Here is a 19,842-nt window from a genome sequence, read left to right as displayed (position 1 = left end):
TCCAGTTCGGGCAATTCATTCATGGCAAAGATGCCGCGATGCATTCGCGGGATCAGCCCGAACGACAAGGCTTCTTCGGCGCTCATGCTGACGCCGCCGGTCAGTTTCGCCGGATCGATCTCGCCGATGATGTCTGCGAACTTGGTGCCCGGCGACAATCGTTCCGAATACCGGTGGTCGCGATGCCACCAGCCAATCTTGATGTCTTCCGGATCAAGTGTTTCGACCAGTTTTCGACCGAGGGACGTGACCGGGTGGGTCGGGTCTTCGTGAACGGGCAACTCGGGATGGTCGATGAAGGGAATCCACTCGTCCAAGAACCGGGTCAGCATCCGCATGATGCGGCTTTTGGCCTGTCCCTTTTCGCCCAGGAACAGCATGTCGTGACCGGCCAACAGGGCCAAATTGATTTCCGGGATCACGGTGTCGTCATAGCCGACGATTCCGGGAAACAGTTCTTCGCCGCTGGCCAGCATCCGCGTGAAGTTATCGCGGATCTCACGCTTGACCGATTTCGATTCCCATCCGCTGTCGATCAACTCTTTCAAAGTCGTTGCGGTTGGTGCTGCCGTCGCGACGTTCATTCACAATCATCCGTAGTAGTTAAGAAACGAGCCTCACTCGTGTCTGATTGTAGACGCCTGCAAAGCGAGGGACAGAATCCGGGCGCGGATCCGCTCAGCGACGGTTCGCCGCTGGCAGCGATCGCTCTGGCCCAGCGTTTCGATTGTGTCCCCAATTCCACACCGCCCCGGCCGTCAACAGCAGGGTGACGATCATCGTCAGGATCAGGCTGGGACGCGTGGCAAGACGTCGCAGCGTCATTGCTGGCTTTGCCGTCGTCGGCCGGACGTTTTGGAACGTCGTCACGTCCGTTGCAAACGCTCGCCCCTGACACACTTCGTCGATGTGATGGGTCGCGGTCGACGACTCAGACGCTTCGCAGGATTGGATCAGAATCTGACCATCAGCGAATTCCGCTCGCCCGGCCCGATACAGGGCGGCGGGACGGATGCGGCCCACATGGGCGCGGGAGTGACGATCCATTCGCTGCCGCGGATCCAACAGCCGATACGTCGAAACGGCGATTCGCGAGAGTTGTTGTTCGGTCATCGGGTTCGGGGCGCTCAGCTGTCGCCTGGCCAACGATTTGGCGGCGCGGCTGGCCGCGTGACGGATCACTGCAAGTCGAGTTTCGGTCGGCTGGATACCGATCCGCTGAAAATCGGCCGGTCCCAGGGTGACAACATCATCCACCACGTCCGCGTCGCCGACGGGTGGGGCAAGAAATTCGAATTCAGCCGGTTTGGACAAAATGCAAATCACAGGATGGGGAAATCAGTTCGCCGCACAGGCCGCTGGGTGGGCCGATCGAAGGGACGGACTGAAGGGACGGTGGGAATGTGGCGTCGGCAAGCGTTTCGATTGCAGCTTGGGAATTCAACGCCCAACTAATGGGAGCCCAACAACCCAGGAACGGTTCGCTGCCAAACTTGGACCTTTTTTTCTCAGACGCCATTCGACAGATTTAGTGCCATATTGTCGGTGGCGGGAATAGGATCGTCCAGTTTTTTTAGCTCCGCGTGACCCGTCTCGCCGTCAGGATGCCGGCAGGGTGCAAATTGAAGCCCTAGGTCAGTCATTCATGGGCACTCGAATCCTGGCCCAAAAGGGGCGTTTGCGGTCGGCTCGTCGCCGGGTGTCCTCGAGCAGCATCTCCAGTTCACCACCAAATCGGTAGTAGTCGGGCACCCGGTCGCGGTCTCGCCGAATCACGATCTGCTCGTTCAGATCCACCCCCATATCGGGGCGAAGACACAACATGAAAGAGTCGGACGGGCCGTCGACGCGGATTTGGTTTCCGCCGCCCACCGACGCGTCGATTTTCCCGGATCGCTTCCTTTCGGCCTGCTCCCACAGCACCGGGTTGATTTCCACCAGCGGTTTCAATGGCCCCAACTCCAACCACCAAAAGTACTGGTCGCCCTTGCGCATCGTGACGGTATTGATTTTCTCCGGCATCGGCTTCCGCACGTGCGTGGCGACGTTCAACCATTCAAATAGCTTGGGGATTTCTTCGTAAAAATCCTCGCGGCCTCGACCCCGGTACATCACGACGGTCGCGTCGTTTCGCACATTCATGTAGTCATCCAAGACCCCGCCCATGCGGATCAGTGGTGGCTTGGGGCCGGAGGCTTCACCCATCACAAAGTACAGCGGGATGTATTCTGCGTTGGGAAAGTAGTGCTGAATCGTCTTGGACGGTTCTCCGTTGATGCTGATCATGCCCGCCCAATGGTCGGGATGAGCGAGTGCGATGTCCCAAGCGGCCGTCGCGCCGTCGCCGTGTCCGGCCAGGAAGACGCGATCGGCATCGATCGACGCGCGACGCATCGCATGCCGAAGCGATGACAGCACGGCATGGTGCTCACGCGGCGTGTACTCGTAACTTCGCTGTGTCGCCCGTCCCCATTGCGGCGCGACGACGATGTAGCCGTTGCGGGTTGCGTGTCCGATCCGCGTGCCTTGGGAGGCATCGAAATCACCCGCCCACCAGGCCAGCTCCGATTCCGGTGGCGATCCCGGAGGAGCCAGCACGACCAGACACGGGTACTCGCGATGCGGATCGTACTCCGGCGGCAGTTGAACCAAGTAAGCGGGTTCGTCGATCAGCGAATCTTGCTCTTGTTCCGCACCGGCAATGTTTCCGACACGGAACATCCCGGGGATCGTCGGATCCTCTGATCCATCCGGCCACTCCTTGACCGGCAACAGTTGCGGCAGCAATCGCGCGACATACTCGATCTGGGAACCTTCGATGCCTCGCAGTTCCTCGAGAATCTGTGGCCGCCGCGCCAGATCCGCCGGTCCCAGGTACTCGGCGACCAGGTCACGGACTTGGACCAAGGACGATGCGACGACCAAGTTCTGTTCACCCGAGCCGGGACCCATCAGCCAACCGGCAACCGCCAGGGCGACGCGTTCTTCCAACGTCACGGTTTCGGAGTCTCGCAATCGCGAGTAGTCGTTCAAGCGGGGCAGGGTTGCCGAGCTGAGACCGTTTTCAATTTCGCCGAACACCTTTTGCAAGGAATCCCGTTGGCCTTCGGGAAGCTTGGCCAAATCGGCGCGCAACGCTTCGACCAGGTCTTTGACTTGTTGATCGGATTCGGCCAGTTTCTCCGACGCGATTTTGACTTTCTCGCGCGTGATCCTGCCGACGGCGTTCATCGGAAATCGTTGATAGACCGTGCGGGCATAGTTTTCTTGTCCCACGCTCGCCCGTAGCGCGGCCTCGTCGATCAATTGATTGGCTTGTCGATTGACGATGCCGATCAACTGGGTTTTCATGTCCTTCAGTTCTGGGAAAGCACGAATCGTCCGGGTCAGTTCTTCTTCGGCGGCGCGAAATCGTTCGGCTTCGATGAAGAAGCGGACCACGGTCAGGCGTTCGTTGACGTCGGTTTGGTCGATCCGTTGGCGAAAGATCCGTTGCAGGGTATCGGACATGATCGAACTGGTCGCGACACGCATGTCCCATTCGTACGCAGGTCTCGAGGTGAGCGCCTCGACCTTTGCGTAACGCGAGTTCAATTCCGTGATGCCTTGGACGATGTCGATCGCCGCGCCTGTCGGCCCCCGGATCGTGATCGTTCGTCGTCCATACTCGTTGAAATCCGAAACGCCCAGGATGTCGCCGATGCCCTGGATCGCGCTGCCGGCGAGCGGAACGGATTGTTTGAATTCAATGGTCCGCTCAATACCACGGACATCTTGCGGCGGACCGGCGACCATGCCGCGCTCGTGGATGTAGACGCGGCGCAGACCGTCATCCACTAACAGAATGGGCCGTGACTTGGGTTGCCCCCGTCCGCCGGCTTGAAACGGATCTTGGTTCAGCGACGCAATTTCGGCGAACAAGCCTTCCAGCGCGATTCCGCTTTTGAGCACGATCCGTTGGTCGGCGCTTGCAATCGAGCCTAGCGCCACGACCGCGATCACGGCGGCGGCGAGCGAGGGGAGTCGGAATCGTCGCAGTCGCATCATCATTCGATTGCCCTGTTCGTCCACGTGAGAGTCGTCGGTGACGTTGTGCGTCAGACCATGGTCAGTGACGCACGGGACGTCGATTGTATTAGTGTTGGAATTGATCGTAGCGGAAGTCGTCAAGACTTTCGCAGCGCCGGCCCTCTCTGGCGTTTGCTTGCTGCGCAAACGCCGTCTCTCCCAGAGGGAGAGAATCTGAATCGGTTGGCAAATCCTGTAGTAAAAGAAGCGACGTCCCCAGCGTCACCTCCCCCCGCCTAGACCACCGACGCGAAACCGATCGCAGAATCGAGGGTGGAGGTCTGTTCCTGGAAGGGTTTCGGTTGGATGGTCGGCGTCAAGTTGGGTGCATCGATCGTAGTCGAGCCGGACTGGATCATCAGAATGGCAATCGCCTGTTTCATCGAACGACCAATCGGTGCGACTCCGATTCGAACGGAGTTAACGGCTGGAAGGGTGTGGTGCACCCAGGGTTCGTCCGAGACCACACTCCACCACTGGCTGGTCGACAAGCTGAGCGCCGCGGTCGGTGGTCGCGAGGGTTCGTTGAGTGAGGTCGCTTGGGCACGCTCAGCGACGCCGGGGGAGGGTGGGATGTGGGAAGCGAAGGTTCCGTCGGTGATCAGCGATGCGACCGCGAGCGATTCGGGGGTACCGGTGGAGGGATCGGTGGACAGCCGGCGACCGGCAATCGCCACGCACACCAGGATGACTGCGGCGGTCGCCCATGCCCCGGTGGCCCATCTCCCGGTCGTGGCCATGGGGACGCCGCGGCGACTGGGCATCCGCGTTGCCGCGTCAGCAGGCGAAAGGGGTTCTTCCGGCGAGACGAAGGCATCGATCGTGCACCAGATCTGCAGGCTGTCGCGACAGGTCTGGCATTGGTCGGCATGGTCGCACAGCAAGGCGTCTTGGCCGACATCCTGTCGCGCGTCCAAGAGCTGATCCAACCGATCGTGAAACTGGTCGCATCTCATTTCAAAGCCCCTTTGTGCTGCGGCGCAGTGCCAACCGTGTTGCCCGGCACGACGTCTCGTTGCCTGAGTTGTTCGATCAGGGAGAGCCGTGCGCGATGCACCAGCGTCTTCACGGTGCCGATCGGGCATCGCATCTGTCGAGCGATTTCGACGTAGGACATCGATTGCTCATGGAAGTATTCAAACGCGATGCGTTGCCTGTCGGGAAGATTTCCGAGGGCCAACGAGATTTCTTCACGCATCGCATCGGCGGCGTGGTTGTGGCGGGTGGCCAGCGATTCCGGTTCGTCGGCGTCGGTCAGCGGCGCGTAGACTTTGCGGCGGGCGAGATGGCTGCGGGAGCGATTGCCGGCGACGGTGGCCAACCAAGGTTCGAGCGGACGTCGGGGGTCCCAGCGGTCCAGGTACTTGGCGACTCGACTGAAGGTGTCTTGCGTCGCGTCTTCGGCGTCTTGTCGATGTCGCAGGATGGCGAAGCAGATGCGGAAGACAAAATCGTGATAGCGTTCGACTAGCAGTGCAAAGGCGCCACTTTCCTGGGCCATGATCCGGCGGGCCAGCGAGGCATTGGATTCGAGGGTTGCGCCGCCGGAACCGTCGATCGAAGGTTGCAGGTCGGCGGGCTCGGGTCGGCCACGCATCCGATGGTTCTGGCGTGGAGACAAGGTTTAACGTCCGCTGAAGAATCGTTTCAGTGCGTCGTCGGCAGCGGCCTTGGAGCTGTCCGTCATCGACTTCTTGAGACCTTCGGGCAGTTTGCCTTTCTTGGTTTTTCTCTGCTCGCGCAGTCGTTCCAACAGGGAACTGTCGTTGGCCGAAAGCTCCGTGCTATCGCTGGAGGGATCCTTGGAAGACGAATCGTCGTCGTCCTCCTCCTGTTCGGCTCGCTTGAGATCATCGATGCGAAACTGGCGTGTGTCGGGATCGGAAAGCTTGCGGACACGGTCGATTTGATCGGCTTCGTCCAGCCAGCCGGTCACGTCGACTTCTTCGAATCGGCTGTCGCTGTCTTGGACCGTTCGCGCGGCCGCTTCACCGATGTCAGCGACTTGTGGTTTTTTGGCGCCCTTGAGTCCGTGTTCGATGACGACTTCAAAGAGCAGTTTGCCGATCTTGAGCGAGTCGCCGGCGGAGAGGATCTTTGCGCGATCACTCGGCAAGCGTTTTTCATTGACATACGTACCGTTGCGGCTTTTCAAGTCCTGGATCAGCAACCGGCCGTCGCGGATGACCAAAATGCAATGTTTCCGGCTGATCGAGTCACTCTTGGGGCGCAGCTGGCAGGATTCACTGCGGCCGATCAAAAACTTATCACCGCTGATCGGGATCTCCGTCCCCTCGTGGCTCCCCGTCATGACCCTCAGCTTTACTTGCATACGGCACCTGTTCCTATCTTGACTTCCGCTGAATCACGGTTTGCGCAACTTGACTTGTCAGCAGCTGATAAGCGATTGGGGCCACGGGAAAGCGCGTGGCTGGGCCGACAAGGGTGGTGGTATTGTAGACAGTTGCAGAGGTGGGGAAAATGCCGTAATTGCCGTTTTGCGCTCACCCGCAGCTTTGTCGATACCCGCCCGCGAAAGGGGGTTGGCGTAAACGCGCACTGGAACATCTCGCTCGGCTCACTCTCAGTCGCACCCTGTTGTCTCTCTTACCGGTGGTCAGGATATCGTATTCTCGGCGGCCGTGCGCGATTGCTGCGCCAACTCACTCAATCTTAACGACGGGTCCACCACTCGGATCGGCCGAAGCGGCTCGCCACGATCTCATCGGCACGGGTCCATTCGGTCGCGGTTAACACGTCCGATTCGAACGCGATCCCCGACAGCGCTGCAAATTCTTCGCTGATTCGCTTCAAAAGGGTTTCGGGGTCGAGGCTGATGGAGGTCAGGTCGACAAGTCCGGGCAATTCGCTGGCGTACTCACTGGCACGCAGCAGCAGACTTCCGTGTTGCAAGATCGAGCGTTTGAAACGCCGTTGGGCGCTGCCGAGCACTTTGTACCCGCTGACAATCAGGTCTTCGTCGGTGCGGCGTTGAAAGCAGAGGAAGGGATCGTCGCTGGCCGCAAGCGTTTTGGCGGCGGGGGTTTTGGCCGCGGGGGTTTTGTTCAGGTAATAAGGTCTCGCGTCGATCCCGTGGCGGTGCAGCGCGTTGATGATTGCGGCGTGGACGCGACGGTACAAATCCGTTCGTGCCCCGTGTTCACCCGCCGCGCTGGGCACGGTCAAGCTGTACGTCAATTCGTGATGATGCAAGATCGCACCGCCGCCGGTGCTGCGCCGGACCCGCTCGGCGGTGTCGAAGCGCGGCGACGCATCGGCGCTGGATTGAAAGTACCCGAGCGAGAGGGTCGGAGCGGCCCAGGTGTAGAACCGCAGCGTGTACGTCGGCGCGGACCCCGATGGGGCGCTCGCGCTGACGGATTCGGCGATCGCTTGGTCCACCGCCATGTTCCAGGCCGATTCGCCCTCGCGATGAAACAGCAATCGCCCGGGGCGTGGATCAGTCATGGGATCAACCGGATTCGGCGCACTGCTTTTCGTAGGCCGCGAAATCCATCAGGTTTTCCAGTGCGGATTCATCCGCAATTTTCAGTTTGACGATCCAGCCGAAGTCATAGGGATCGTCATTGAGTTGATCCAGATTGTCCGGCAGCTCGGCATGCACTTCGATCACTTCGCCGCCGACGGGACTGTACAGTGGGCTGACCGCTTTGACGGATTCCACTTCACCGAATTCTTCACCGGCATCGATCGTCTTCCCGACTTCGGGAAGTTCCATGTAGACCAGATCGTTGAGTTGCTCGATGGCGAAGCCTGAGATTCCGATCGTCGCGATCTTTTGACCGCCTTCTTCGGCAACGTCGACCCACTCATGGGTCTCGGCATACAGAAGTTTGCTCTTGTCGCGTGACACTTTGGCTGGTTCCCTTGGAGGTGGTTTTGGAGTGGTTTTCGGGTAGTGGACGAGGCGACGAGTCCTTTCGGATTGCCAGCTGCGAGGACTCCTCGTGTCGTCCACTACCGTTGACCCGAATCTTAAGGCGAGACGGAATACTAGTATGACAGATGCCGCTACTTCTTGGCACGCCGGTAAAACGGCAATTTGACGCGGGTGGCCGGCGAACGTTTGCCTCGAATGTCGATCTCAAACTCCGACGCGGTCGCGTGTTCGGCGTCGACCATCGCCATCGCGATCGGATAACCGAGCGTCGGTGACGGACCACCGCTGGTGACCTTGCCGATGACCTGGCCGTCGGTCGAAAGCACGTCGCATCCCTCGCGGGCCGGTCGGCGGCCGCCGGGCAGCAGGCCGATGCGGACCCGCCGCGGGCCGGCGGATTTGACCGCCGCGATCGCATCGCGACCGATGAAGTCTCGGTCGTCGAGATTGCAGGCGAAATTCAAACCGGCGGTGATCGGATCAACCGTTTCATCCAACTCATGACCATACAGCGGCATCGCGGCTTCCATGCGAAGCGTGTCGCGGGCACCCAGGCCGGCGGGGACGAACCCCGCGTCGCGACCGGCCAGCAACACGTTTTCCCAAACCCGAGTCGCCTCTTCGGCCCGCACGACCAATTCGAATCCGTCTTCACCGGTGTAGCCGGTTCGGCTGACGATGACGGGTTTGGAGAATTGGTCGGTGATCCGCGCCTGATAATATTTCAATCGACTCGGGTCGAAGGAAAACAGCCGCTTGCAGGTCTCCATCGCCAGGGGACCTTGGACCGCGATCATCGCCGTCAGCTCGGTGCGATCGGAGAACGTGACCCTGGGGAAATCGTCGAGGAGGGGTTTGATCCACTCCACGATCTTTTCCCGGTTGGACGCGTTGACGACCAGCAGGTGGTAACGCGATTCGCTGGGCGTTTTCAAATGGGAGACCAGGACATCGTCCAAAATCCCGCCGTCTGGATTGCAGACCATGCCGTAACGAACGCCGCCGATCGGCAGATCCGTCACGCGCCGCGTCAGCAATCGGTCCAGCAACGCTTCGCTGCCGTCGCCGTCAAACCGCAGCCGTCCCATGTGCGAGACGTCAAACAGGGCCGCGGCGTTGCGGCAGGCGTGGTGTTCGCTGACGATCGATTCGTATTGAATCGGCATTTCATAGCCGGCAAACGGGACCATCTTGGCCCCGGCCGATCGATGCCAGTCGCCCAGCGGCGTTTGCGCGTACGTTTGTGGTGAAGAATCGGCCTGACTCATGCGTCACTCGGAAAATGGGTGATGGCGTGGTCGCTCAGAAAGCGGGGCAAAGATGTCAATGATCGGCAGGGACGCGGGTGAAACAACACGCCGCGAAGGTTTCGGCGGTGACCGCCAAAGCAAAAGTGTACCGAATAAGGGACGCGGTTCCAGGGTCGGTAAAACTGAAACACGCGTCGTCTGGCCCCCGCGTTGTCTCGCGTCAGGGGATGATGCCGACAGGAAAACTGTAAAGGATCGCTCCGATCCGGTTTCCCGTTGAAAGGGCATTCTGTCCGGCGTTTGTCACGCGTTGGCGGCGGCCCAGGCGGCGAAGTTGGTGACGGTGTCGTCGTCACGGTTGGCAACCGGCAAGCTGGTTTGGACGAACTCACCGACATCGCACAAGTCGGCAATCGATTCGACAATCACGTCCGGCCCAAACGCGAATTGGTCTAAATCTTTTCGTTTCGTGCCTCCGGACAACGTCAATACCGTTCGGTAGCCCATTTGGACGCCGCCGAGAATATCGGTCTCCATCGTGTCGCCCACCATCACGGTTTGTGAGGTGGCCAATGTCGAATTAGCGGTACTGGGCTTGCGCCCTCCCCGAACCGTCGATGCAAGCGGAAGAAAGAGGTGTCGAATCGATGGTCACGTTGACCGAGCGCTAACGCCGTTTGCGTTTGCCCTTTTGGCGACGGTCCTTTTTGCGTTTTTCCTTGTGCGTCAACTTGCCGCCGCCGGACTTGCCGGCTTTCGCGCCGCGGTCATTGGGGTTGCTCTTGCCGACCGAGTGGTTTTTCACTGGTTCCAAGAACAGTTCGCGTTGGATCAGGTCGACGCGGCTGATCTTGACCGTCAACTGATCACCCAGTCGATAGCGATGATGTGCTTTGAAACCGACCAGCATCTGGCCGCGACGTTCAAATCGATATTGATCCGACGGAAGCTGGTCGACGCTGACGTAACCGTCGACGGGAAGTTTGATGCAGCGTGCCAAAAAGCCGTCGGCAAAGACGCGGCTGATGACGGCGGTCATCGTGTCGCCCAGGTGTTTCTTTAAGTAATGCAGCAGTTTCAGCTCGGTCAGTTCACGCTCGGCCTGCGCCGCGTTGCGTTCCATGTCGCTGCAATGGTGCCCCAGTTGCAACAAAGCACCGACGGATTCATCGGGAGTCTTCTCGCCGGCGTGGAGTCGGTCGATCAGGCGATGGACGGTCAAGTCCGGGTAACGCCGAATCGGACTGGTGAAGTGACAGTAGTGCTGCATGTCGAGCGCATAGTGGCCGTCGGTCTGGGGACCGTAGACCGCTTTGTTCATGCTCTTGAGCACCGCGAAGTTCACGGCGTCTTCCAGCGGTGTGCCGGCGACGCGGTCGAGTACGTTTTGAATTTCGAACCGGCTCTCGACCGAATCAATTCCCAGTCGCAAGTCACGAACGAAGTGGGACAGCTGGCGCAGTTTGCGCCGTTCCGGCGGCGGGTGGATGCGATGCAAGAACTTCAGCCCCGCGTCGTCTAGCCAAGTCGCGACGGCTTGGTTGGCCGCCAACATGAACTCTTCGATCAACTGGTGGCTTTCGGTGTTCTCCGTACGGTACGCGCCTTTGACTTTGCCGCTGCGGTCCAGTTCCAATTTGACTTCGGGCATGTCCATCGAGATCGCGCCACGTTTGAAACGCCGCTTGCGGATCATCATGGCCAGTGAGTGCATGTCGCGGAGCATGTCGCAAATCGCATCGCCCCACTTCTCGCGATACTTGTCCGGGGCTTCCAGGAATTGATCGACCAGACGGTAGTGCAACCGCATGTCACTGCGGATCACACTGTTGTGAACTTCGCTATGGATCACGGTGCCGTCATCGGTCATTTCGATCTCGACCGATTTGGCCAACCGGACTTTCTCCGGCTGCAGACTGGCCAGGTGATTGCTGATGATTTCCGGCACCATGGGAATCACGCGATCGGGCAGGTAAACGCTGGTCGCCCGCTGACGCGCTTCCTGGTCGAGTTTTCCGCCGGGGTGGATGAAGTAGCCGACGTCGGCGATGTGCACCCACAAACGCCAGCGTCCTTCGTCTTCACGGACCAGCGAAATCGCATCGTCAAAATCACGCGCGTCGTAGGGGTCGATCGTCAGCGTCAATTGTCCGGTCAGATCCAGCCGATCGGCCGGAGGGTTGTCTTCGTCGAATTCATCGGCCCGCTGTCGCGCTTCGTCGATCACCGCTTCGGGGAACTCATCGGGCAATCCGTATTGCCGCATGATGGTCAACGTGTCGATCCCGGGATTGGTGGAACTGCCGAGCCGTTCCAATAGGACCGCTTCGCCACCCTTGCCGTTTTCGCCGGGGAACGTCACCACTTCGACAAACACCTTGTCGTCTTTTTCGATCGGCAAGCCTTGGATGTCGCCGATGAAGACCGGTGCGTCGTGTGGTGTGCCGTCCAGGTAAACCGCCGGTCGGCCGTCGACCATGTTGAACGTGCCGGTGAATTGTCGCCGCGATCGCTCGATGATTCGGCTGACACTGCCTTCGCTGCCGCCGCGGCGACTCGGTCGGACTTTGACTTCGACCAGGTCGCCTTCGAACGCCCCGCCGGTCTGTCCCGGCGGAATGAACAGGTCTTCGCTGACCGCTCCGTCGCCGGAGTCGCCTGGCCGGACGAAACCGAATTGGCCGCCGGCGGCCATGCGAAAGACGCCACGGATCCGGTCCAGGGGGCCGCCGATCGCCCCGGTGCTGATGATCAAATGATTCGACGCATAGATCAGACGACCTTCCAATACCAATTGCTTGATCGTGCGTCGCAGTTCCCGATAGTCGTCCGCGTCTAGATTGAGTGTTGCCGCGATCTGTTTGGGTTTGCTCGGCCGGTATTCCGGCGAGACGACCAACCGCATCACGCGGTCGGCGAGTTCTTGTGAAATTTCCATATCCTGAAGGTAACGTTGTTCGTTGTAAGTTGTAAGTTGCGGGTTTCAAGTTCCAGGCGTTTGGGTTTCAAGTTGCGGGTTTCAAGTTTCAAGTTCCAGGCACTACGTCAAATCCCAAACCTGAAACCTGAAACCTGAAACCTGAAACCTGAAACTTCACCCCCGCAGCGTGACCCATTTCCAGGTCGTGAAGTCTTCGATGCCGGTCTCCATGCCTTCGCGGCCAAAGCCGGATGGCCCGTCACCCCCGAAGGGGACCTCGGGTTCTTGCTGGATCGTCATGTCATTGACGTGAACCATCGCAGTATTCAAAGAGTCTGCGAAAGTCATCACCGTATCGAGATCCGAGGTGAAGACGGCTGCCGAGAGCATGCCGGGGGAGGCGTTGGCGAGTTCCAACGCGTGCTGGCGGTCGTTTGCAGTCTCGATCGAGACGACCGGCCCGAAGGTTTCTTCGCGAAACAGCTTCATGGAAGCAGTGACACCGGAAACGATGGTGGGGTTCACTCGATTGTTTGTCCATCGATTCCCGCACAAGATGCTTGCGCCGCCATCGACCGCATCGGCCAGGTGATCGCGTATCCGTAGGCGGGCGTTCGCCGATATGATCGGCCCGATCACCGTTTGCGGATCCGTCAGCTCGCCCATCCCCAGTGACTCCGACGCGGCGACAAACCGCTCCGTGAACGCTTCGGCCAACGATTGGTCAACGATCACGCGGCTCGATGCCATGCAGATCTGGCCCTGGTAAATGAACCCGCCCCGCACGGCTGCACCGATTGCGGCGTCCAGGTTCGCGTCGTCGAGCACGATCAGCGGGTTCTTGCCACCGAGTTCCAGCGTCACGCGTTTTCCGTGTCGACCGCACATCGATTGCACATGCCGTCCGATCGCCGCCGAGCCGGTGAAACAGACCGCGGCGATCTGCGGGGCGGACACCAAGTCGTCGCCGATCTCCGCGCCGTCGCCCAACACCATGTTCAGCGCCCCGGCGGGCAGCCCCGCATCGTGGTACAGCTGAGTGATCGCGGCGGCAATCATCGGCGTCTGCTGCGACGGGAGCCAGACGACTGTGTTGCCCGTCGCCAGCGGCATGCTGCTGTGTTTGATGCCTTTGATCAGCGGGACGTTGAACGGGGTGATGGAGGCGACGACGCCGAGCGGTTTTCGAAACCCCAGACTCCAACGGCCCGGTACGTCACTCGAATAGGTCCGCCCCGTCATCCGTCGGGCCATCGCGGCGTTGGCTTTTAACACGCGGGTCGCGATTCCGATTTCCATCGACGCCTTGCCGACGGGGGAGCCGATTTCGCGGATCAGCAGGTCGCGAAAGTCCGCCGATCGCTGTTGCAGCAGTTCTGCCGCACGCAACAAGATCGCTTCCCGTTGCGACGGTCCCAAGTCTTGAAAACGCTCAAACGCCTTGGCGGCTGAATCGACCGCCAACGCGACATCACCGGCGTCGCCACACGCTGCGGTGGCAATCACCGAGTCGTCTTCGGGGTTGAGCGATTCGAAGGTGTGGGCGGACGATGACGCGCGGTGTTCACCATCGATCCAGTGGTGCAGGGTGGGACGGTTCAATGGACTCTCGGTGCAGCGATGGCGGCAAGTTTTCCCCAGGTCGTCTTCCAGGAATCGATCTTGAAGTGCCGTTGGAACGTCTCGCGGATCACGTCGGGCATCCCCAGCCATTGTTCGTACGTCACGCGTTCTCGCTCGGTCATGATCGCCAACGCGTCGCCTTTGGCATACAACGTTCGCATCAACGACAATTCGGTCACGGCATGGGCGAACACCAGAAACGGCGTCTTCCACGGTTCAATGACGTAAAACTTTCCTGACGGTTTCAGGATCCGGTGGACTCCCGCCAGCGCTCGATCCAAGTCCGTCGGCATGTCCGGCAAGTGATGCAGTCCGCCCTGGACGATCACGACATCATAGTGGTTCGCATCCAGCGGCAAGTCCAGGCAATCGGCCAAGTGCAGTTGTGCGGGCCCGCGATACTCTTCCAACAGGCTGTCACTCAGATCGACGCCTTCGAGGTTTCGGAACCCCATTCGCTCAAGTGCGACGAGCCCGTTGCCGCGGCCGCAAAAGATTTCGACGATGCGACAGTCGCGTTTCAACGTTTCGAACCCGAATCGCCGCAGTCGTTTGATGAACTTGGCGATCTCTTCTTCCGGCGTTTCAAATCGTTTGTAGGCGGCTTCCCAGACGGGGTCACAGCACAATTGGCCCGCGGCGACGTGACGAATGATGTCCGGGCTCGACGAATCGTTCATGACAAAGTCTCTTGCGGCGAAGCGGGCGTTGTCGGGTGATCCTCATTCGTTCCCGCAATCGGCCGATCGAGTCGACGTGAACGCTGCATCATCAACACGCCGCTCATCAGCGATGCCATGGCGGTCTGGAAACCGATCGCGACCAGCGTCACGCCCGGCACGACCCACCGCATGGTGAACGGGTAATCCAATGCGCCGAAGTCCTGTTGCCACCATCGCCAGACCACGAAGCCGATCATCGCGGCGCCGCCGATTCCGGCCGCAATCCCGAACGCCAGTCCACGCTCGACGGTGACGTGTTCCAGTTTTTCGTGGGGCGGCATCATGCCTTCGCGTCCGGTAAAGATTCTCGCCAGCGTCGCCAGCAACACGCACTGCCATCCCATCAACACAAACAGGCTGGCGACCAACAGCGTGTGGACATCCAACGCCGCGCCAAACACTTTGACTTGCGGCAGTGCCAATGCATAACCCACCAGCCCGATCATCAACAGAACCAAGCCGGGACGGAAGAACGTCCAGGTAGGACTAAACGCCAAGAACAAACGCAGGGTTCGCCAGCCGTCGCGAAAGGTACGCAAATGCGGCGGGTGCGCCTGGCGGCCATCGGGATGAAGTGTGATCGGCACCTGGCTCCAAGACGTGCCATGCGAATCGCGGTGCAGCCCGCTCTTGATGATCATCTCCGTCGCGAATTCCATTCCCGGCGATCGAAGGTCGAGCTGGTCATAGTGTTTTCGCGTGAAGCCGCGCATCCCACAATAGATGTCGTTGATCGGGATGCGAAACATCAATCGGACGAGCCAGCTGAGCACGGGGTTGCCGAACCAGCGATGCAAGAACGGCATCGCGCCGGGCAGGACCCGGCCGCCACCGCGGGGCAGTCGGCAGCCTTGGACCAAATCGTGGCCTTGCCGTAGCGAGTCGATGAATTTGGGGATTTCCAGAAAGTCGTAACTGTCGTCGGCGTCGCCCATCAGCACGTACTTGCCTCGACTGGCTTCGATGCCGTGCATCAACGCGGCGCCGTATCCTCGCTGCGGCACGTTGACGATTCGTGCCCCTTGTTCGACAGCCAATTCCTGTGATCCGTCGGTGCTGCCGTTATCGGCGACGACGACTTCGCCCACGATGCCCGCTTCCTTCATTGCCCGGACGGCTTTCTCGACACAGGTTGCCACCGTATCGGCTTCATTCAGACAGGGCATGACGACCGACAGTTCCATCGGTCTGGTCGGATCACTCGGCCCGCTTTCCTTTGAACTGTTCATTTTCGCTGGGTCGCTACGGTAGGATCGTCGTTCGGGAACAGTTGGTCAAAAAATGGGTTGGTCAAAAAATGAGGGCGTGATTCATTCATGAAGTTCCTGCACTTTTCTTTCTTATTTTTTGACCACTAAATTTTTTGACCAAACCTCCCCACCAAACCTTCAAACCACCGGCACCTGTCGAAAGAGAGACGATCGCCAACGCGATGACCAGCAGGACAATTGGCTCGACGATCATGCGGTAGCGATACGCGGGGATTTCCAGCACCGCGGTGACGGTGGCAAAATAGCCGAGGATGGCCCCCAGCCAAAGGCCCGCGGCACGGGTGGGCCGTCGCCAGATCAACAGCATCGTCGAAGCGAGCGTGGCGAACATCAATAACGTGTTGCCGGCCAACCAATTGCTCCAGCGATGGCGGAGGGCTGTATCGACGGGTGGGACTTTAATGCCCCAGACCGGCTGTCCCCCATAAAACTTCTCGGACAACTGCTCACGCGTCGCGGTGCCGTCGGCTGCCAGATCGGCCAGCTGAGCCGGGATCTCCGTCGCCCGTGTTCGCCAAAAGTTGACCAGCCGGCGGACTGCTTTTCTCGCGAACTGCAACGGTTCCTCCGCGATCGCATCGGTGGCCACCCGCTTCATCAATCGGTCCGCCGAGGGGTCGTCCATTCCCGATGCGGTCAACGCGTTGGAGACGGTCCAGGTGTGTCGCCAGCTTTGGTCGTCGGACAGGGTTGCCCAAACGCCGTCTCCCATTTGGGTCTTCAACTGCGCCGCACCGTCGGAGTCGGGAAGCTCCAACCCAGCGCCGCTGCCGTCCTGAAAGGTGACGATCCAAATGTTGCGGCCGACGAATTCGGTGAGCATCGCTTTTCCGAACAGGGCGTGATTGCGGGCCAGCCAGGGACCGACGCAGGCAACCGTCACGATGCCGGCCAGCATCACGCAAATCCAGCCGCGGCGACGATAAAGATGCTTCGTCGCCGGATTGGCAATCCAGTACCAGCAGGTGATCACGTAAATCACATCGGCGATCCACACCAGCATCGCCACCGGACGCGTCAAAATCGCCAACCCCAGCGTCAGTCCGACGAAGACTCCGCCCGCCACCGTCGGCTGGCGGGTAAACCGGGCGACCGTCCACAAGTGCAGGACGACCGTAAAGACGAAGAGTGTTTCGGTCAGCACCGTCGTGACGTACACGGCCGAACAGAGCATCGGAATCGCCAGGGCCACGACGACCCACACGACACGCCGGCTTCGCGAAATCTCCGCCGCCAATGCCGCGATCAATCCGATCGTGGCGATCCACAGCACACTTTGGAAGCAAACCAGGGCGAACAGCGGATCGCTGCAAGCGGCCCGGAACAGTCCGATCAGCCACGGGTAGGCCGGGGTTCGATAGGCGATCGGGCGCTGCATCAACAACCAATCACCGTCGGCGACCAGGCCGCCCAATTCCCAGTAAAACCGGGCGTCAAGCACCATCGGGCTAGGGCCACGCATCACGACGCCGACCACTTTGGCGATCAGCAATCCGAGGAGCAAGAAGAACCCGATTTTTCGCGGCAAAGACAATGTTCGTCGATTCGGTCGTGGTGCCTGGTGTACCTGTCTCGCGACTGCTACGCCGGTCGTGGCCGGAAAGTTCTCGATCGGCGGGCGGATTCGGCGGCAATTCCCGCTGGCGGTTGCACACGCCGCATGAGCATTGTCTTATCTTTGCATTTATTCTCCGTGTCCCCACGTTCCTTCGATTGCTGCGTCCATGAAGTCACTTTTGCCGGTCATCAACACCGGTTTGCCTACCAATCTTGTCCAGCCGTTCGCCGCCCGGGTCGCCCGCGAAGCCTCGCCGATGCGGCGGATCGCGGTGGAACAATTGCAAATCAACCTGGGGAAACTGTGCAACCAGACCTGCACGCACTGTCATGTCGATGCCGGGCCGACCAAAAAACGCGAGAACATGGATGCCAAGACGGCGGCCCGTGTCGTCGAACTGTCTCGCGATTGTCGTGCCCTCCGTACCGTCGATCTGACCGGTGGCGCGCCGGAAATGAATCCCAGCTTTTGTGACCTGGTCCGTGAGTTCCGCGGTCGCGGAATCCGGGTCATCGATCGCTGCAATCTGACCATCCTGCAACAACCGGGCTACGAATGGGCCGCGCCCTTCTTGGCAGACCATGGCGTCGATGTCGTGGCCTCGCTGCCGTGCTATCTGGAACAAAACGTCGACGGCCAACGCGGTGATGGCGTGTTTCGGCAAAGTATCGATGCACTGCGACGGTTGAACGATCTCGGCTACGGTGACGATTCCAGCCGGCTGCGGCTGGACTTGGTGTTCAACCCCACCGGCCCGTCTCTACCGCCCGACCAAGCGAGTTTGCAGGCTGATTACAAACGTGAACTTCAGGCGCGCTATGGCATCCGTTTCAATCAGCTGCTGACGATCACGAACATTCCGATCAAACGCTACGCCATGTTCCTGGCCAAGAATCAACGCCTCGAGCAGTACATGCATCTGCTGGAGGAGAACTTTAATTCCGCCGCGGCAGAATCGGTGATGTGCCGATCGCTGCTGTCGATCGCCTGGGATGGTGCGATCTATGATTGTGACTTCAACCAGATGATCGACCTGCCCGCGAGCAGTTCCGCCGTTGGTTCTCATTCAACCAAGCCGCCGACGATCTGGAACACCGATTCGCTGCACCAGTTTGCCAACCGCCGCATCGCAACCGCAGACCACTGTTACGGTTGTACCGCCGGCGCCGGCAGCAGTTGCAGCGGCGCGTTGTTGTAACCGTCTCCTTTTCCTCAGCGAGCAGCCTTCGCCAACCATGTCGACTTTGAACACCGAATCCGCCGTTCGTCAACGTTATTCCTCGGCCGCCGAAGCGCGTGAACCCGCACTGTGTTGTCCGGTCGACTATGACCGACGCTACTTGGAAGTCATTCCGCAAGAAGTGATCGATCGCGATTACGGCTGCGGAGACCCTTCGAAATATGTCCGTCAAGGCGAGACGGTGTTGGACCTCGGCAGTGGTGGCGGAAAGATCTGCTTCATCGCCGCACAAGTCGTCGGCGAATCCGGCGCCGTGATCGGCGTCGACATGAACGACGACATGCTGGCTCTGGCAAGAAACAGTCAACGTGTCGTCGCCCAGCGAATCGGGTACGACAACGTCCGGTTCTGCAAAGGCAAGATTCAAGACATGCAGATCGATCGCGATCGCGTCGATGAGTACCTGTCAGATCACCCGGTCGATAGCGAAGCCGCGTTGCAGCGGTTTGAATCATTCGTCGCCGACATGCGATCACAACAACCGATGATCGCTGACAATTCCGTCGATGTCGTGGTCAGCAACTGTGTATTGAATCTGGTCGACGCGGCGGAGAAGGAAAAATTGTTCGCGGAAATTTTTCGCGTCTTGCGCCCCGGCGGACGGGCCGTGATCAGTGACATCGTCAGTGACGAACCCGTCCCGCTGCACATGCAGCAGGACGGGCAACTGTGGAGCGGATGTATCAGCGGGGCACTGCAAGAAAAGGAGTTCATCGACGCATTCACTCGGGCAGGATTCCAGGCCGCCCAAATGCCAGCCTATCAAAGCGAACCCTGGCAAATTGTCGAGGGGATCGAATTCAGGTCCGTCACGGTGATCGCCTACAAGTATCCCGACACGCCCTGCTATGAACACAACGAAGCGGTGATGTATCGGGGACCCTACGCCAGTGTGAAAGACGACGACGGGCACGAATTCACCCGCGGCGTCCGAGCCGCGGTCTGCCGCAAAACCTTTGAAAAGATGCAGCGTGAACCTTACACGCAAGATTTCCTCGGCATTTCACCGGCAACGGAAATCCTGCCGGAAAACGCCGCGCCGTACGGCTGCACCGGAGGCCAGGTCGCCCGCTCACCGAAGGTCACCAAAGCCGGCGGAAAATCGGTGAAGCTACCGATCGACGATTGCTGCGGGGAGGGCGGGTGTTGTTGACTAGAGGTTGATCAAAAAATGGGTTGGTCAAAAAATGAGTTGGTCAAAAAATGAGTTGGTCAAAAAATGAGTTGGTCAAAAAATGGGTTGGTCAAAAAATGGGTTGGTCAAAAAATGGGTTGGTCAAAAGATGAGT

At 59.6% G+C, this 19,842-nt stretch carries 15 protein-coding genes and 2 pseudogenes; 2 read left to right on the top strand and 15 right to left on the bottom strand.

Translation table 11 applies throughout. The features are described from left to right. The 15 genes and pseudogenes from ABX749_RS01765 to ABX749_RS01695 form a co-directional block, all read right to left on the bottom strand. Nucleotides 1–584 (bottom strand): annotated as a pseudogene (locus tag ABX749_RS01765) (magnesium chelatase); the annotation flags it as partial. Between the two features lie 94 nt (nucleotides 585–678). Continuing rightward, nucleotides 679–1,314, bottom strand: a complete 636-nt coding sequence (locus ABX749_RS01760) for a hypothetical protein (RefSeq protein ID WP_372894501.1) — start codon at nucleotides 1,312–1,314, stop codon at nucleotides 679–681. A 321-nt stretch (nucleotides 1,315–1,635) separates the two neighbouring features. Further along, complete coding sequence (locus ABX749_RS01755) at nucleotides 1,636–4,170, bottom strand: alpha/beta hydrolase (RefSeq protein WP_372894500.1); 2,535 nt, start codon at nucleotides 4,168–4,170, stop codon at nucleotides 1,636–1,638. A gap of 134 nt (nucleotides 4,171–4,304) precedes the next feature. Then, nucleotides 4,305–5,024, bottom strand: a complete 720-nt coding sequence (locus ABX749_RS01750; RefSeq protein WP_372894499.1) for a hypothetical protein — start codon at nucleotides 5,022–5,024, stop codon at nucleotides 4,305–4,307. Further along, nucleotides 5,021–5,665: an RNA polymerase sigma factor gene (locus tag ABX749_RS01745; RefSeq protein WP_372894498.1), complete on the bottom strand. Its 645-nt coding sequence runs from the start codon at nucleotides 5,663–5,665 to the stop codon at nucleotides 5,021–5,023. The genes ABX749_RS01750 and ABX749_RS01745 overlap by 4 nt, the downstream gene beginning before the upstream one ends. Nucleotides 5,666–5,692: 27 nt before the next feature. After that, nucleotides 5,693–6,400, bottom strand: a complete 708-nt coding sequence (locus ABX749_RS01740; protein ID WP_372894497.1) for an FHA domain-containing protein — start codon at nucleotides 6,398–6,400, stop codon at nucleotides 5,693–5,695. A gap of 341 nt (nucleotides 6,401–6,741) precedes the next feature. After that, nucleotides 6,742–7,536, bottom strand: coding sequence for a biotin/lipoate A/B protein ligase family protein (locus ABX749_RS01735; protein ID WP_372894496.1), 795 nt, complete (start codon nucleotides 7,534–7,536; stop codon nucleotides 6,742–6,744). A 4-nt stretch (nucleotides 7,537–7,540) separates the two neighbouring features. After that, nucleotides 7,541–7,942: a glycine cleavage system protein GcvH gene (gene gcvH, locus ABX749_RS01730; RefSeq protein WP_145220097.1), complete on the bottom strand. Its 402-nt coding sequence runs from the start codon at nucleotides 7,940–7,942 to the stop codon at nucleotides 7,541–7,543. Between the two features lie 158 nt (nucleotides 7,943–8,100). Beyond that, a complete protein-coding gene (gene gcvT, locus ABX749_RS01725) occupies nucleotides 8,101–9,237 on the bottom strand; it encodes a glycine cleavage system aminomethyltransferase GcvT (RefSeq protein WP_372894495.1) in 1,137 nt (378 codons plus the stop codon). A gap of 285 nt (nucleotides 9,238–9,522) precedes the next feature. Then, a pseudogene (locus ABX749_RS01720) lies at nucleotides 9,523–9,792 on the bottom strand (HAD hydrolase-like protein); the annotation flags it as partial. Nucleotides 9,793–9,886: 94 nt separating this feature from the next. Continuing rightward, the gene (locus ABX749_RS01715) at nucleotides 9,887–12,157 is read right to left on the bottom strand and encodes a ribonuclease R family protein (RefSeq protein ID WP_372894494.1); all 2,271 of its coding nucleotides are present in this window, start codon (nucleotides 12,155–12,157) and stop codon (nucleotides 9,887–9,889) included. 156 nt (nucleotides 12,158–12,313) lie between these two features. After that, nucleotides 12,314–13,741 (bottom strand): aldehyde dehydrogenase family protein, encoded by a 1,428-nt coding sequence (locus ABX749_RS01710; protein WP_372894493.1) that lies wholly within the window; start codon nucleotides 13,739–13,741, stop codon nucleotides 12,314–12,316. After that, entirely contained in the window at nucleotides 13,738–14,442 is a 705-nt protein-coding gene (locus ABX749_RS01705) for a class I SAM-dependent methyltransferase (RefSeq protein WP_372894492.1), read from the bottom strand. The genes ABX749_RS01710 and ABX749_RS01705 overlap by 4 nt, the downstream gene beginning before the upstream one ends. Beyond that, nucleotides 14,439–15,713 (bottom strand): glycosyltransferase family 2 protein, encoded by a 1,275-nt coding sequence (locus ABX749_RS01700; protein ID WP_372894491.1) that lies wholly within the window; start codon nucleotides 15,711–15,713, stop codon nucleotides 14,439–14,441. The genes ABX749_RS01705 and ABX749_RS01700 overlap by 4 nt, the downstream gene beginning before the upstream one ends. A gap of 85 nt (nucleotides 15,714–15,798) precedes the next feature. Continuing rightward, a complete protein-coding gene (locus tag ABX749_RS01695; protein WP_372894490.1) occupies nucleotides 15,799–17,283 on the bottom strand; it encodes an ArnT family glycosyltransferase in 1,485 nt (494 codons plus the stop codon). Between the two features lie 196 nt (nucleotides 17,284–17,479). On the opposite strand from ABX749_RS01695, the gene arsS reads away from it, so the two are divergent. Together arsS and ABX749_RS01685 are read left to right on the top strand one after the other, a co-directional pair. Beyond that, the gene (arsS, locus tag ABX749_RS01690; protein WP_372894489.1) at nucleotides 17,480–18,511 is read left to right on the top strand and encodes an arsenosugar biosynthesis radical SAM (seleno)protein ArsS; all 1,032 of its coding nucleotides are present in this window, start codon (nucleotides 17,480–17,482) and stop codon (nucleotides 18,509–18,511) included. A 37-nt stretch (nucleotides 18,512–18,548) separates the two neighbouring features. Further along, a complete protein-coding gene (locus ABX749_RS01685; RefSeq protein WP_372894488.1) occupies nucleotides 18,549–19,706 on the top strand; it encodes a methyltransferase domain-containing protein in 1,158 nt (385 codons plus the stop codon). Nucleotides 19,707–19,842 lie beyond the last annotated feature (136 nt).

The sequence above is a fragment of the Stieleria sp. genome, assembly GCF_041595215.1.
In the GTDB taxonomy this organism is placed as follows: Bacteria; Planctomycetota; Planctomycetia; order Pirellulales; family Pirellulaceae; genus Stieleria; species Stieleria magnilauensis.
This window is presented reverse-complemented; position numbering and strand designations above follow the sequence as displayed.

What these genes read in the sequence shown, in the direction of transcription:
- gcvT (WP_372894495.1), bottom strand. Translation starts at nt 9,237, where the DNA reads ATGAGTCAGGCCGATTCTTCACCACAAACGTACGCGCAAACGCCGCTG.
- ABX749_RS01705 (WP_372894492.1), bottom strand. Translation starts at nt 14,442, where the DNA reads ATGAACGATTCGTCGAGCCCGGACATCATTCGTCACGTCGCCGCGGGC.
- ABX749_RS01715 (WP_372894494.1), bottom strand. Translation starts at nt 12,157, where the DNA reads ATGGAAATTTCACAAGAACTCGCCGACCGCGTGATGCGGTTGGTCGTC.
- ABX749_RS01685 (WP_372894488.1), top strand. Translation starts at nt 18,549, where the DNA reads ATGTCGACTTTGAACACCGAATCCGCCGTTCGTCAACGTTATTCCTCG.
- arsS (WP_372894489.1), top strand. Translation starts at nt 17,480, where the DNA reads ATGAAGTCACTTTTGCCGGTCATCAACACCGGTTTGCCTACCAATCTT.
- ABX749_RS01740 (WP_372894497.1), bottom strand. Translation starts at nt 6,400, where the DNA reads ATGCAAGTAAAGCTGAGGGTCATGACGGGGAGCCACGAGGGGACGGAG.
- ABX749_RS01735 (WP_372894496.1), bottom strand. Translation starts at nt 7,536, where the DNA reads ATGACTGATCCACGCCCCGGGCGATTGCTGTTTCATCGCGAGGGCGAA.
- ABX749_RS01745 (WP_372894498.1), bottom strand. Translation starts at nt 5,665, where the DNA reads ATGCGTGGCCGACCCGAGCCCGCCGACCTGCAACCTTCGATCGACGGT.
- ABX749_RS01750 (WP_372894499.1), bottom strand. Translation starts at nt 5,024, where the DNA reads ATGAGATGCGACCAGTTTCACGATCGGTTGGATCAGCTCTTGGACGCG.
- ABX749_RS01700 (WP_372894491.1), bottom strand. Translation starts at nt 15,713, where the DNA reads ATGAACAGTTCAAAGGAAAGCGGGCCGAGTGATCCGACCAGACCGATG.